12 protein-coding genes are annotated in these 14,192 nt (G+C 44.7%); 3 read left to right on the plus strand and 9 right to left on the minus strand.

Annotation, left to right across the window (positions count from 1 at the left end; genetic code table 11):
• Positions 1-22 precede the first annotated feature (22 nt).
• Complete coding sequence (gene suhB, locus WCN91_RS09070) at positions 23-826, plus strand: inositol-1-monophosphatase (protein WP_342678301.1); 804 nt, start codon at positions 23-25, stop codon at positions 824-826.
• Between the two features lie 2,261 nt (positions 827-3,087).
• Here suhB and WCN91_RS09075 read toward each other — a convergent pair.
• The 8 genes from WCN91_RS09075 to WCN91_RS09110 all read right to left on the minus strand — a co-directional run bounded on the left by WCN91_RS09075 (position 3,088) and on the right by WCN91_RS09110 (position 11,366).
• Positions 3,088-3,273 (minus strand): hypothetical protein, encoded by a 186-nt coding sequence (locus WCN91_RS09075; protein WP_342678303.1) that lies wholly within the window; start codon positions 3,271-3,273, stop codon positions 3,088-3,090.
• A gap of 239 nt (positions 3,274-3,512) precedes the next feature.
• Positions 3,513-5,657, minus strand: coding sequence for a peptidase domain-containing ABC transporter (locus tag WCN91_RS09080; protein WP_342678305.1), 2,145 nt, complete (start codon positions 5,655-5,657; stop codon positions 3,513-3,515).
• A gap of 33 nt (positions 5,658-5,690) precedes the next feature.
• Positions 5,691-6,284, minus strand: coding sequence for a CPBP family intramembrane glutamic endopeptidase (locus WCN91_RS09085; protein ID WP_342678307.1), 594 nt, complete (start codon positions 6,282-6,284; stop codon positions 5,691-5,693).
• 42 nt (positions 6,285-6,326) lie between these two features.
• Positions 6,327-6,506: a hypothetical protein gene (locus tag WCN91_RS09090; protein WP_342678310.1), complete on the minus strand. Its 180-nt coding sequence runs from the start codon at positions 6,504-6,506 to the stop codon at positions 6,327-6,329.
• Positions 6,506-6,655 carry a class IIb bacteriocin, lactobin A/cerein 7B family gene (locus tag WCN91_RS09095; protein ID WP_105200201.1) on the minus strand — a complete coding sequence of 50 codons (150 nt, stop codon included), beginning with the start codon at positions 6,653-6,655 and terminating at the stop codon, positions 6,506-6,508. The genes WCN91_RS09090 and WCN91_RS09095 overlap by 1 nt, the downstream gene beginning before the upstream one ends.
• A gap of 180 nt (positions 6,656-6,835) precedes the next feature.
• Entirely contained in the window at positions 6,836-8,092 is a 1,257-nt protein-coding gene (locus WCN91_RS09100; RefSeq protein ID WP_105200200.1) for a beta-barrel domain-containing protein, read from the minus strand.
• Between the two features lie 383 nt (positions 8,093-8,475).
• Complete coding sequence (locus WCN91_RS09105) at positions 8,476-10,572, minus strand: TonB-dependent receptor (protein ID WP_342678314.1); 2,097 nt, start codon at positions 10,570-10,572, stop codon at positions 8,476-8,478.
• 122 nt (positions 10,573-10,694) lie between these two features.
• On the minus strand, positions 10,695-11,366 hold the full coding sequence (locus tag WCN91_RS09110; RefSeq protein WP_342678316.1) for a tRNA-uridine aminocarboxypropyltransferase: 672 nt from the start codon (positions 11,364-11,366) through the stop codon (positions 10,695-10,697).
• 70 nt (positions 11,367-11,436) lie between these two features.
• Between WCN91_RS09110 and WCN91_RS09115 the strand changes: the two genes are divergently transcribed.
• Both WCN91_RS09115 and WCN91_RS09120 read left to right on the plus strand, forming a co-directional pair.
• The gene (locus WCN91_RS09115; protein ID WP_342678318.1) at positions 11,437-11,979 is read left to right on the plus strand and encodes a GNAT family N-acetyltransferase; all 543 of its coding nucleotides are present in this window, start codon (positions 11,437-11,439) and stop codon (positions 11,977-11,979) included.
• A gap of 322 nt (positions 11,980-12,301) precedes the next feature.
• Positions 12,302-12,625, plus strand: a complete 324-nt coding sequence (locus WCN91_RS09120) for a hypothetical protein (protein ID WP_342678320.1) — start codon at positions 12,302-12,304, stop codon at positions 12,623-12,625.
• 100 nt (positions 12,626-12,725) lie between these two features.
• Here the strand turns inward: WCN91_RS09120 and lpdA are convergent, their stop codons facing one another.
• Positions 12,726-14,138 (minus strand): dihydrolipoyl dehydrogenase, encoded by a 1,413-nt coding sequence (lpdA, locus tag WCN91_RS09125; protein ID WP_342678322.1) that lies wholly within the window; start codon positions 14,136-14,138, stop codon positions 12,726-12,728.
• Positions 14,139-14,192: the final 54 nt, after the last annotated feature.

Consider the following 14,192-nt stretch of genomic DNA (forward strand, 5'->3'; position numbering starts at 1 on the left):
TTTACAACCCAAAGGTAATGCTATGCATCCAATGTTAAACATTGCGATTCGCGCTGCGCGAAACGCAGGTAAGGTGATTTTGCGCGCCTGTGAAGATTTATCAAAAGTTGAAGCCACTCAAAAAGGCACCAACGACTTTGTGACTAGCGTCGACAAAGAAGCGGAAGCCGTTATTCGCGAAACCATCTTAAAAGCATATCCAAACCACAGCATTGTGGGTGAAGAACTAGGTCAACACGACGGTTCTGATGCAGATTACCTTTGGGTTGTCGACCCTCTTGATGGCACCACCAACTTCATCAAGGACATCCCTCATTTTGCCGTATCGATTGCCCTTAAAGTTAAAGGCCGCATCGAACAGGCTGTTATTTATGATCCTATCCGTGGTGAGCTATTCACCGCCAGCCGTGGCCAAGGTGCCCAGCTAAACAGCAAGCGTATCCGCGTAAGCAACGCCAAAGACTTGTCTGGTACCGTGCTGGCAACGGGTTTCCCGTTCAAACAAAAGCACCATATGGATGCCTATATGGAAGCCTTTAAAGCATTATTCGTACACACATCCGACATCCGTCGCGCCGGCTCAGCAGCACTGGATATGGCTTACGTAGCCGCCGGTCGTGTTGATGGCTTCTTCGAAATCGGTTTGAAACCTTGGGATACAGCCGCAGGCCAGCTACTTGTTAAAGAAGCAGGTGGTTTGGTGATGGACTTCGCCGGTGGTGCAAATTTTGATAAAAGCGGCAACATAGTATGTGGTGCACCTAAGCTGGCCCAAGCCCTTGTAAAAGAAATTCGTCCGGTACTAACAGAGTCATTATTGAAATAATGATGTGCTTTGTCGGTGCCAAGCACCGACAATTAGCAATGCAGGAGCACATTGCCTTGCAGGTCGGCTTTTGCCACCATGGTTGTAGGTCGGTCTTCTAGGCCGACACAATGTCAATCAATCTCACCCTGTCGGCGCAGAGACCTACAAATGACTTTCTCAACTCCAGCCTTCAAATTAAGATTTTGTCGCGGTGGCGACGGCACCTTAGGGGTGGTTTACGCCAACCACCCCTAAGAACCCCAAGGCGCCCGTGATTCGCTCATGCTTACGAACTCAGGTTTTTGTTAAACGTTTCGTTTAGTTATTGAGGCAATTTAACAGCACATCCCTGTCCTGATAAACCTAGCTCGACATCCTGCCTCGCTCTCAATAACACACTCCACAACAAAAACTGATTTCTACAGCGCGAATCTAAACGGGATAAGGGCTGATACACCGACGTTTATTTGCAATCCAGCTTTCGCAGTGAGGGTGAGGTCGGCCTTCTAGGCCGACAATTAGCAGTGCAGGAGCATATTGCCTTGCAGGTCGGGATTTTATCCCGACAAAACCCTCAATCAATCTCACCTTGTCGGCGCACAGCACCGACCTCCACATGACCAATGCAATGCAATGCAATGCAGGAACACATTGCCCTGTAGGTCGGCCCTTGCCTTGTAGGTCGATCTTCTAGGCCGACAATTAGCAATGCAGGAGCACATTGCCTTGCAGGTCGGCCTTTGCCACCATGGTTGTAGGTCGGTCTTCTAGGCCGACACAATGTCAATCAATCTCACCCTGTCGGCGCAGAGACCTACAAATGACTTTCTCAACTCCAGCCTTCAAATTAAGATTTTGTCGTGGTGACGACGGCACCTTAGGGGTGGTTTACGCCAACCACCCCTAAGAACCCCAAGGCGCCCGTGATTCGCTCATGCTTACGAACTCAGGTTTTTGTTAAACGTTTCGTTTAGTTATTGAGGCAATTTAACAGCACATCCCTGTCCTGATAAACCTAGCTCGACATCCTGCCTCGCTCTCAATAACACACTCCACAACAAAAACTGATTTCTACAGCGCGAATCTAAACGGGATAAGGGCTGATACATCGGTGTTTATTTATAACCCAGCTTTTACTGTGAGGATCGGCCTCGCCGCTCGTTGTAGGTCGTGATTTGCCGCCATGGATAGCGGTAAAACAATGCAGGAGCACACTGCCCTGTAGGTCGGGATTTTATCCCGACAAATATGCGCCATTCTCACCCTGTCGGCGTAAAGCATCTACAAAAACGCTACAGTCGGCGGCTCGACAAGAGCCATTACCTTTCACGCATCACCCCTTCTTGCATGGTGGAAGCCACCAAATTGCCCTTTCGGTCAAAGCACTGACGTGTGCTAGGGGTGATTCCTACATGCCTATTAAAGCAAGCTTGGGTCGCCTATAATTAACGAAAAAATTAATAAAAATTGGCCCCATAAGCCTCGCCTAATATCCACTGAATTCAAGTTCGCACCCGCGACTCTTATAAAATCGGAGTTCAACTTTGCACTCCAGTCCAAGTTGATAAAGACATTAAAAACTAAAGAAAAGCCTACAAGGAAGAGAGTCGTTGAAATTAAATCATTCATATTTATACCCCTTTATAACCCTGTTCAACTATCAGAATTAAAGAGGGCCCTGGGGTTAAAAGCCAAAGACATTATAGGCTTTTGTTTATTACAGCTGCTCATCACCGGTGTGTTTATTGCGCTAATGTTGATTTTTTATCCTTAAAAACAAAAAGATATTAGTAAGAAAAAAAATAATAAAAGTGAGAAAACAATGAAAATCTTACCCATATTATGAATTTTTTTTTGATTTTTAGACTTGTTTTCCGATAGTTGATTATCCTCCAAGTGGAAACAATGCGGGCATTTAGGCAATGAGTTATCATATGATAAACAACAGCGTTGGCAGCGTGTCTGTTTCCTCTTCTTTAACATCATTACAAAATTAAAACCAATAGACATATTTATCCTAAGTGTTAATTCCAGACTAATTAAAAATATGATGAGCTTAAGTCCCTATAAGTCATCATATTAAAACTATTATTGTTTATCTTTCAAAAAGTGAGCTCTAAACTTTACATTAAAGCAAAGAACAATTAAGGCTATGATCATATAACAAACAAATTCATATAATTCATCTGCAAAGTTGATAAAATTTTCATATAGCCAGTTAAGAGAAAACCATATAAAAAAAGTCACAATAATTTGCATTAAAAACACTTTATATTTCACTATTTCAGATCAAACCAAACTACTGCTGCTAAATATACAGCACCTGCAATAAGTGCCCCTCTAGCGCCTAACAAACTACCTGCTGATATTGCTGAAGAAAGATCTTCTGATGAAAAATCCCCCCAGCAATGCTCTGCACAACCACCATTTACTTCTTCAATTTCATTTACGTTTAATTCACGCATTCTGTTATACTCCATTTATCCGACCTTTCTTTTTAGTCAAGCGTGTCGGGTGATTAGTTCGCTCAATCTCAGCATGAGAAGGAGCAGTTAATTAGGCTGGCTTTAGTTGTTCTCGCTAAAGTTGACTAAAGTCAGCCGCTTTATTTCCAAGCAAGACCTTCGATATTGACCTTGCAAGAAAAATTCTTTTAATTCAGATAAATTATTAGCTTACTCGGCCTTTTAAGCTGTAAATTGGCTCAAGCACTTTCTTTATCTACTTGCATATCGACTAATCCACCATTTTTAAGCTCAAACACCTTGTCAGCCATATTAATGGTTTCTTGGCGGTGAGCTATCATAATTCGTGTTATGGGTAGGTGCTGAATTTGTTCACTTATTTTAGCTTCGTTACCTTTATCTAAGTGGCTTGTTGCTTCATCCATAAACAGCACACAAGGTGATTGATACAAGGCGCGAGCAAGCAGCAATCGTTGGATTTGACCACCCGATAGGTTTGAGCCCATATCCCCAACCAAGGAGTTATAGCCCATGGTCATTCGAGTGATATCTTCGTGAATAGCCGCTAAATGCGCACATTGCTCTATTTTTAAGTAGTTCGGTTGCGGGTCAAAAAAACTGATGTTGTCAGCAATAGAACCAGCAAGCAGGGTATCGTCTTGCATCACAGCAGCGATTTGCTTACGGTAGTTCTTTAGCCCCAGCTGGGTAATATCCCTACCATCTAACAACACCTTTCCCGAGTCAGGTTGCAATAGCCCAAGCATAATTTTCATCAAGGTGGTTTTACCCGCCCCTGATGGCCCGGTGATCGCTATCGAATCACCAGCATCAAGCGAAAGGTTTATGTCTGTCAATATCGGCGTCCGCTCTTCACCGTAACTAAAGCTAATATTTTCAAGCGTAAGTTGGCCTTTCTTCTTGTTTTCTATTCCTGAAGAATATGCCATCTCACCTTCTCGATTCGCCTCTTGTTCAGTGAGTGCAATATCGGCAATACGGTCAAGATGCAGCCGCATCATCTTAAATTGAATAATCTGCTCTATTAAATTGGCAAAACGCTGTGTGAGTTGATTTTTATAGGCGATAAAAGCTAAAACCATACCCACAGACAAGCTATTATTCATCACTAACTGGGCAGCAAGATAAATAACCAAAACATTTTCCAAGCCAAACAGTAACTTATTAAATGAATCAAAACTGATCTTTAAGCGCCCCAAACGAATTTCGCTGTTGATCACTTCCGCATAACGGTTTTGCCATATTCCCTGTCTTTGCGACTCATTGCCAAAAAGCTTAATGGTTTGCATACCACGAATATTTTCTAAAAAATTCGATTGCTCTTTAGCTGAGGCTTGAATCATTTCTTCGGTCGCTTGATGTAGCGGACGATACAAGGCTAGTCGCACTAAGGTATAAAGCACTATTGCGCCAAGAACCACTGCTGTTAGATTGATAGAATAAAGTGCCATCATCACCAGCACGGTTATTGCCATCACCCCATCTACTAAAGTTTCAACAAAGCCAGTGGTAATGCGCTCACGTATTTGCGCAAGTGAGCCAAAACGGGACACAATATCGCCCACATGCCGCGACTCAAAATAATTCATGGGCAAACGTAGTAAGTGCCTGAGCAAATTTACACCCATTTGCATATTGAGCAAGCTTGAAAGGCGCAGTATTAACCAACTTCGCACTGCATTAGTGACAACTGAAATAATGGCTATTAAGGCAAAGCCAATCGCTAACACTGTAAGTAGCGACTCATCAAAACTAATTAATACTTCATCCACCACCCATTGCATATAGTAAGGCGTCATTAATGCAAATAGTTGCAGTACCAAAGACAAGACGATGAGCTTCACCAAGCCTGATTTTAAACCCGACATTGAAGACCACAATTGCGTGAACTTCATTTTGGCTTTTTCTTCTTTTACTTCAAATTTGCTGGTTGGCGTAAGCTCTAAACAAATGCCAGTAAAGTGCTTGCTAAACTCTTCAGCCGTTAATGTACGCTTTCCCACGGCAGGATCATTGATTGCAAACTTGGCCCTAGCGCCTTTACCTGAAACCTTTGTCAACACAACAAAGTGATTCATATCCCAATGCAGAATACAGGGTGTTTTTAGTTTATGTATTTCATCAAGCGGGCATTGTAAAGCACGGCTGGCTAACCCTAAACTATCACCCAGTTCAATAAGCTGCTGAAGGTTCATGCCTTTAAGGTTGGCTGAAAAGCGCTTGCGCATCGCGGGCATATCAAGTTTATGGCCGTGATAATTTGCGATCATCGCCATTGCAGCAAGGCCACATTCAGCTATTTCGGATTGGAGGATTAAAGGAGTTGTTGAATTGAAACCAAAATTCAATGTATTTTCTCGCATTCTGCTCATTGTAATTTTTATAAACCCAAAGAACTAAAATAAGCTTATAAAATTAATAAGAAAGTGAAGTGTAATAGAGTAATATATTCCATTTCTAAACCTGCCCACTAAATAACAAAAAACAAATCCACTAAAGAACATTACCATCAATTCATATGCTCCCATCCCAAAGTGAATGATTGAAAATGAAAGAGAGCTTACAGTTGCTGATTTAACGATGCCAACGCTGCTTTTAAAGTGGTTAAAAATAACCCCCCTAAAAAGTAGCTCTTCGACTACTGGGGCCAGAATTAGTGTAAAAATAAGACCAAGAACCTCACCGCCACTATCATTAATAGAGCAAGCCAATTCAAAAAAGTAACAAGACTTGTTATAAAATGAATCTATAAATAACAAGGAAAATAAACAAATTACTAACCACTTGAAGCCTTCAAAATTAAAAGGGGACTCACCCCACCCAAGAATTTTTACTCGGCCCATTTTAAAAAATATAAAAACAGACATAGAAAAATAAATAGCGGATGAATAAAAATAATCGTGAGCACCTGGTTTTAATAAATAAACAACAAAGACACCAAGGAAAGATAAAAAAACGACAAACAAACTTTCTAAAACCAGTTTAACCATAAAAACTCCAACATATAGGTGGCTTTCGCCACCTATATACTATTACCTTGTATGTTCGTTAATTTCCTGAGCTATTGGTAGCCACCATTCAATAACACTCTCCGCCGCATCAGCAAGTGCTTCCCCAAGATCTCGAATTGCCCCACCTACGGCTTGCCCTGCTTCTCTGGCAATACTTCCACCCTCTACAGAGTTAATCTCTAGTAAACTTAATTCTCTCATTATGCGTCTCCTCGCAGACCTTCATCAACACCAGCCATAAAATCAAAAACCATTTCGGCAGCAGAAATTGCCCCGCAGACGGCAATAACGACAGCGGCGGGATTACCGCCATTTACTTCTTCAATTTCATTTACGTTTAGTTCACGCATTTTGTTATACTCCTTGTGCCCATATTCTGTTAAAAGTTTATGGGTGATTAATATGCTCACAACATGTGAGCTGTTAATTAGCTAACGTTAGTTTTCCGGCTAAAGTTGACTAACGTTGGCCTCCTTTTTGTTCACGGGTGACAACACCCGTAATCAAAACTCTTTTTAACTGGACTAACGCTAACTCACACGCCCTTTTAGGCTGTAAATTGGCTCTAATAACCACTCAATCAGCGTACGTTGCTCAAGCATAATATCGGCCTCGAATAACATGCCGCTTTTTAGTTCAAATGCTTGACCATAAGCTTGCATTTGCTGTTTGGTCAATTTGGCTCGTAAGCGATAAACGGGCTCTTGTAAGGCAATTGGCAGTTGCACTTCATTTGGGGCGATAAGCGCTCGATCTATTCGGGTAATTTCACTCTCGATAAACCCGAAACGCTGATAAGGAAAGGCATCAAAACGTAGCCGAGAGACTTGCCCTTTGGCGATAAAGCCGGCGCTGCGAGTCGGTAACAGCAGCTCTGCAACTAATTCAGAACCCTCAGGCAAAATGTGTAATAACGGTTTTGATTGTGCTTTTGAAGGGGAAAGTGTTTCACCTTCAACTACTTGAATGCCAGTCACTGTGCCAGCATGACTGGCTGTTACCCTGTAACTATGGCTGTTTTGAACTTGCGCTAGTTGGTTTTCAATATCCGCTTTTTCACGCAATAAGCTATTAATGCGCAGTGTATATTGTTGAGGTAAGTTCGCTGTATCAAAAGCAGTTTGATTGATTTGGTTGTTTTGCTGCAGCAGCAAACGCGCAATATTTTGTTTTTCTTGCTGTGCTTCTAACAGCGCTTGTTGCTGGCTTTCTTTCTCAAATTTTGAAATAAAGCCGTTGCTATTTAACAGTTCAACATCTTTTTGTTGAGCCAATAATAATTTCAGTTTTTCGTTCGCAAGCGTAAGTTGGCTCTCTAGGGCTATTTTTTCACTCTTTAACGCTGAGGCTTTGTTTTCTAAGTTTTGCTTTTCTTTTGCTTGAATAGACTGGTATTGGTTTATCTCTTCATCAAGTAACGTTAGCTGTGAGGTTAGTTGCTTTTGTAACTGGCTACTTAAGCTTAAACCATCGGCACTATTTTGATGGATGATCACAGTCGCCAAGGCTTGACCTTTTTTAACAACATCGCCTTCTTTTACGAATAGGCTGTCTATCGTGCCACCTTGAGTGGCAAAACTTTTGATAACCCCTTTATTGGGCATTAAAAAGCCACGAACGGTTTCTTTGCGAGAATATTCGGCAGTAAATAAAAAAGCGATAATTGCGATGGCAATAGCAACTAAGATTACGACTGTTAGCTTAATAGACAAGGGCTGAGCAAGGGTGATCGCCCCGGTTAAACGCTCACTTTGGTGAGAGACTGCTTCCTTTCTAAATAACGGCATTTACCATTCCATAGTAAATTATTTAACAACCGTTCCATTTTCAGGTAAACGGGGGGGATGTCAACTCATTGTTACGACATTGATAAAAAAATTAACGTTTCTCTAAGGCGTTTAAAACGTCGCGATTGGGCTGATACATTGGTGTTTATTTGTAACCCAGCTTTTGCTGTGAGGATCGGGATTTTGCCGCCATGGTTGTAGGTCGGGATTTTATCCCGACAAATTATGCGCCAATCTCACCTTGTCGGCGCAGAGCACCGACCTACAAGTGACCAATGCAATGCAGGAGCATATTGCCCTGTAGGTCGGGATTTTATCCCGACAAATTATGCGCCAATCTCACCTTGTCGGCGCAAAGCACCGACCTACAAACCACAAAGCAGCTACAGCTCGTACGTAAAACTCACGCCCGCTACACGCGGCTCACCATATTGCACATAGGTTTGCGTTGCGTATTCATTTACTGGGTTATTACCAAACTCAAAACCGCGAGTATAGGTATCTTCATCCAGGGCATTACGCACCCAGAAATTTAAATCCCAGTAATCCGCCTGATAGCCAATGCTGGCGTTTAGCAGGTTCACATGAGGTGCTTGTGAGTCATGGCTGTTAGAGAAGTAATACTCGTCCTTTCCTTCCATGCCCACATTCACAAACAAGGCATCGGTAATGTTAAAGCGAGCGTTGATGGCATATTGATAATTAGGCGCCTGCGCCTGATCCCTATCGGTTTGATCTATGCCATCGGCGGTCACAAAACCATCGATTTCGCTTTCCAGCAAGCCCAGGCTACCGCTTAGGGTTAGACGCGGTGAATAAGCGTATTCGCCTTCAATTTCAAGGCCATAGTTTTCGCCGCTGTTACCATTGTCGAAGTAACCGGCAAATTGTTGATCTTCGGTTTTCCAGGCTTTAAGCTGAATATTATCGCGATGCATATAAAACGCAGTAATACGTACATTCAAACGTTGATCGGCTGAGCTACCCTTTACACCGAACTCGGCATTCCACAGGTATTCCGGGTCGAAGGTACGGTGGTTAAGGAAAAATTCCGCATCCTGGCTTAAGCCTTCATCATTGGCTTTGGCGATGGCCTCTGCATTGATACCACCGGCTTTATAGCCGCGGCTGAGACTGGTGTAGATCATGGTGCGTGGCACCACTTGGTATTCCAGGGCGACCTTAGCGCCGACCATGGTATCGTCTACCGTTTCGCTTACGCCGTGGACATCCATATAGTCGCCTTCGTTGCGCTCAATGCGCAAGCCGGTAACTAAGCGGGTTTTATCACTGATTGGAGTCTCAACTTGACCATAGATAGCCAGGTTGTCGCTATCATAGTTGGAGGTGAAATCGCCATCATTCCAGGTATACAAACGCAGCAAGTCAACCTCGCGCGACTGATAATACAGGCCACCTACCCAGTTACCTGATTTAGAGGTAAAGCGCAGCTCGGCACTGTGATCTTGACGCTCACGCTCGTAGCTGTCGATTGAGCTGTAACCCCATGGGTGCAAGCCCGCTTTACACAGCGCTGGCTCTTGCGGATCATTACACACCCAGTCTTCATCAAAGCTATAAAGCATGTCCGCATCTAAGGCGGTCAGATTCAGGGCGATATCGGCAAAATCAAAACCTGTGTAGATATTACTCAGGCCAAAGGCGTTACTTTCCTGGGTATCTTTACCCGGCTGATCCGCCACACTGATACGGCTGTTATCCAGAGTAAAGGCATCATAGCCGTTATCTATGTCCATAAAATGAGCGACAAACTCGGCACGCCAATTCTCGGTAAGTTGCGAGTGCAACTTGATGCGTCCGACCTGCTCGTCGATATTCTGGGTATCATCACGACCCAAATAGGCATTTTTCACATAGCCATCGGATTTATTTTGATAGAAGCTGGCGCGCACACTGCTTTTCTCACCAAAGCCAGTGGCCGCGGCGATACCTGCATCCCAGGCGTTATAGTTACCCGCTCCCACCTTAACCTTAAGGCTTGGTGCCAGGGTCGGATCGGCACTTTCCATATGTATCATCCCGGCCATGGCATCGGCGCCAAAGCGCGTGCCCTGAGGGCCACGGTAGATTTCCACCTGGTCGATATCGAACAGCATGGCCGCGCCGCCCAAGCCAGAATAGTTAATACCGTCTATCACCATACCCACGGAAGGGTTAATGGGGTCAACAAATTGCGAGCGCAGGCCTATGCCACGCACTTGCACAAAACGACCACGCGATGCCCCAGCGGTAAAGTTAACGTTGGCCGCCTGGTTTAGCAGCTCATCCAGATTCTTGGCGTCACGAGCGGCAATTTCAACATCGGAAAATAGGCTGGCGCTGGCGCTTAGCTCTTGAATCGACTCGCTTTTAAAGTCGCCGGTAACAATAATTCGTTCAATTTCACTGTCATCTGCAAAGGCGCTAAAACTTAGGCTTTGAGCGACCGCACAGGCTAATAAACATAAACGTGCATTCATGCTGGGGAAGCATCCCTACTGGATTAAAAATGGAACACCGAGTCTAGCAAAATCAAGCCATTAAATGAACAGCTTAGAGACTTAAGCCGAGCTTAAAAATCACAGCTCGGCTGACCTTAAGGCTACTCAGCCAGCTTGGAGCGTTTGCCCTTTAGGTAGGCGCCACGAAAGGCGATAAAATGCTGCTCTAACTTCTCTGCGGCCTCAGCCTCACCGGCCAGTTGCAACACCATGATCGCCACCTCGGCGGTGCCAAGCTGGTGTGCATGGGGGGCAACGCGCAAACGATAGTCTGATAACTTTTCCGGGGTGATGGAAAGAATGGGCAAAGCATCCAGATAAGGCGACTTGCGCACCATCTTTTTGGCCTCGCGCCAGGTGCCATCCAAAAAGATAAACAAGGGTTTTTTATCCCCTTGGTGCTGCACCTGAGTACAAACTCGCTCCAAAGCCATGCCTTCACTCGGGAACACCACATAAGCCTGATATTGGGGATCCTTGATAAGCGCCAACAAGGCAGGATCCGGATCGGTTCTGTCCCAACGAAAGGCATGGTTGTCCGGGACTATATCGGCGATTAAGCGCCCGGTATTGGAGGGCTTAAAGCTTTCGTTATGGTACATCAACATGCAAACCGCAACACCACAGGGCACAGGCTCAACCCCGGCACAAATACATAGAGGCTCGGCCAATAGGCAGGACTCGCAGCGGCTCAACTTGCTGCCACGCGCCTTAAACTCGCGCTTTGCCATTGCTATTTGTTGGGTCCGCAGTTTTAATACAGAATTGGTCACCTGGTTCCGCCTTGGAGTTGCCTTGGTTTGATTCGGGCGCGTATTGTAGAGCAAACACGGAGTAAATAACATGATCACCATCCCCGACAGCGAACGTCTCAGCTACCGTCTTATGACCCTTGACGATGGCGATCTGTTTTACGAGCTCGACCAAGACCCGGCGGTGATGAAATACATAAATGGCGGCAAACCCAGCACCCGCGAAGACATAGATAACATCGCCCTGCCGCGCCTGGCCAAATATCTGAACCCGGAAAAAGGCTGGGGTCTTTGGCAGATCACAGAAAAAGCCGAGCAGCGCTTTTTGGGCTGGGTGTTGGTACGTCCCTACCAGTTTTTTAGCGAGCAGCCCCAATGGCATAACCTGGAACTTGGCTGGCGCTTTAAACAAATTAGCTGGGGCAAGGGTTATGCCAGTGAAGCTGCGGCGGCCGTGGTACAAGCGCTGCGCGAGCAAAATGATATAAGCCACTTTTGCGCCATTGCCGAGCAAGATAACCTAGGCTCGATAGCCATTATGAAAAAACTGGGTATGGAGTATATTCGCAGCTATACCCATCACGACCCCATGGGCGACTGGGATGTACTCTACTATGAAATGACGGCACGTTAAGTGCCACTGACAAAAATAGTTACGAAAAAATACACATTTTCTTTTAGCCTTATCCGGCGCTATTTCATTAAGCGAAAGCCGAAAAATATCAAAACCATAGCCAAATAATTGCGGCTTTGAGCCCCACTCTAACCCAGGTAAAAAAACACTAGTAGTTCATTTTGTAATCAGATGTAATGTCAGGCTGTCAAAAATACGGCTATATTTTGTAATCTCTAGTTTGAGAGCTGATACCAATTCTGTTGAGTATGTGATCAGAGATAGCGCTGGATAAATGATTAGCTATTTAAGTGAATTGGTATTGCACAGGTATGGTGAGCAGATGGATAAAATAAATAGCTTTATGGCACTGAGCTGCAGCTTAGTAGAAGGTCAGGGGCAACAACCAATTGGCGCACTAGATGGTGCCAAGGTACGACACGAATATATGCCGGTATGGCTCGCTAATACTGAGCAATACCGCAAAGGGCTAGCGGAAAGGGTGTTAGACACCTTTGAAGCGCTGCAAGAAGTAACGCCAAAACTCTCGCGTGAACAACTCACGAATGCCATGCTTGCAGAGCGTAACGGCCGTGATTTTGTTCAAGCATGCCAGCAACTGGTTTATCTCTGCCAAAAAGGCAGTTGGCCAGAGCCGAGCATGTGAACTAGCAATTTAATTCGCAATTATAGCGAAGCATAAAAACAAAAAACCCGGCTCAGGCCGGGTTTTTTTATTACTTAGCAAAAGAGCTTAGAAAAAGCGCTTACTTCTTCTTAACTGCTTTTTTGTTTGGTAGGTCAGTGATTGAACCTTCAAAGATTTCTGCAGCTAGACCGATAGACTCGTTAAGAGTCGGGTGAGCATGGATAGTTAGCGCCAGGTCTTCACCATCTGCACCCATCTCAACCGCTAGGCCGATTTCGCCCAGCATTTCACCAGCGTTGATACCAACCATGGCACCACCAATGATGCGGCCATTGTCTTTATCGAAGATAAGCTTAGTTTGACCTTCGGTACGTGCAGAAGCGATAGCACGACCAGATGCTGCCCACGGGAATACCGCAGTTTCAATGTTAAGGCCTTGCTCTTTCGCTTCTTTCTCAGTTACACCTACCCAAGCGATTTCTGGATCTGTGTAAGCGATTGAAGGAATACACTTAGGATCGAAGAAGTGCTTCTGACCAGAAATAACCTCGGCAGCAACGTGACCTTCGTGAACCGCTTTGTGCGCAAGCATAGGCTGACCTACAATGTCACCGATTGCATAGATGTGATCAACATTGGTCTTCATTTGCTTGTCGGTATTGATAAAGCCGCGCTCGTCTACGTTAACGCCCGCTTTGTCAGCATCAAGAAGTTTACCGTTAGGTGTACGACCAACAGCAACTAGTACCTTGTCGTAACGTACTGGCTCAGCCGGTGCATTCTTACCTTCGAACGATACGTAAAGACCATCGTCTTTCGCTTCAACAGCAACTACCTTAGTAGAAAGCATTACGTTGAACTTGTCTTTTACGTAGCGCGTGTAAATCTTGATAATATCTTTATCAGCCGCAGGAACTAGTTGATCAGCAAATTCAACAACGTCGATTTGTGAACCTAGTGCGCGGTAAACAGTACCCATCTCAAGACCAATGATACCGCCACCTAGTACAAGTAGTTTCTCAGGAACGTCTTTAAGCTCAAGGGCACCGGTTGAGTCGATTACGCGATCATCTTCTGGGATGAAAGGTAGGTTAACAGGCTGAGAGCCCGCAGCGATAATAGCATTGTCGAAAGTGATAGTAGTGCCATCAACGTCAAGAGTGTTGCTGCCAGTGAATTTACCGTAGCCGCTAACTACCTTCACTTTACGCATTTTCGCCATGCCGTCTAGACCACCAGTAAGCTGACCGATTACTGAGTCTTTCCAATCACGGATCTTGTCCAGGTCGATTTCAGGCTTGCCGAAAGAAACACCGTGAGACGCCATTTCGCTTGCGTCATCAATAACTTTAGCAACGTGAAGTAGTGCTTTAGATGGAATACAACCTACGTTCAAGCACACGCCACCCAGGGTGCTGCGTGACTCAACTAGAGTTACTTCTAAACCTAAGTCTGCGGCACGGAAAGCTGCAGAATAACCACCAGGACCACCGCCTAGTACAACGACTTGAGTTTTGATTTCGTTGCTCATGCTATTACCTTATTTTGTCCGAACGGGAAGCAATGACGAATAATATCATTTACC

Source organism: Pseudoalteromonas qingdaonensis (assembly GCF_038739665.1).
Classification (GTDB): domain Bacteria; phylum Pseudomonadota; class Gammaproteobacteria; order Enterobacterales; family Alteromonadaceae; genus Pseudoalteromonas; species Pseudoalteromonas qingdaonensis.

Excerpts from the sequence above, each read along its gene's own strand:
- WCN91_RS09120 (WP_342678320.1), top strand. The coding sequence starts at position 12,302 with ATGGATAAAATAAATAGCTTTATGGCACTGAGCTGCAGCTTAGTAGAA.
- WCN91_RS09085 (WP_342678307.1), bottom strand. The coding sequence starts at position 6,284 with ATGGTTAAACTGGTTTTAGAAAGTTTGTTTGTCGTTTTTTTATCTTTC.
- lpdA (WP_342678322.1), bottom strand. The coding sequence starts at position 14,138 with ATGAGCAACGAAATCAAAACTCAAGTCGTTGTACTAGGCGGTGGTCCT.
- WCN91_RS09090 (WP_342678310.1), bottom strand. The coding sequence starts at position 6,506 with ATGAGAGAATTAAGTTTACTAGAGATTAACTCTGTAGAGGGTGGAAGT.
- WCN91_RS09115 (WP_342678318.1), top strand. The coding sequence starts at position 11,437 with ATGATCACCATCCCCGACAGCGAACGTCTCAGCTACCGTCTTATGACC.
- WCN91_RS09080 (WP_342678305.1), bottom strand. The coding sequence starts at position 5,657 with ATGCGAGAAAATACATTGAATTTTGGTTTCAATTCAACAACTCCTTTA.
- suhB (WP_342678301.1), top strand. The coding sequence starts at position 23 with ATGCATCCAATGTTAAACATTGCGATTCGCGCTGCGCGAAACGCAGGT.
- WCN91_RS09095 (WP_105200201.1), bottom strand. The coding sequence starts at position 6,655 with ATGCGTGAACTAAACGTAAATGAAATTGAAGAAGTAAATGGCGGTAAT.
- WCN91_RS09100 (WP_105200200.1), bottom strand. The coding sequence starts at position 8,092 with ATGCCGTTATTTAGAAAGGAAGCAGTCTCTCACCAAAGTGAGCGTTTA.
- WCN91_RS09105 (WP_342678314.1), bottom strand. The coding sequence starts at position 10,572 with ATGAATGCACGTTTATGTTTATTAGCCTGTGCGGTCGCTCAAAGCCTA.
- WCN91_RS09075 (WP_342678303.1), bottom strand. The coding sequence starts at position 3,273 with ATGCGTGAATTAAACGTAAATGAAATTGAAGAAGTAAATGGTGGTTGT.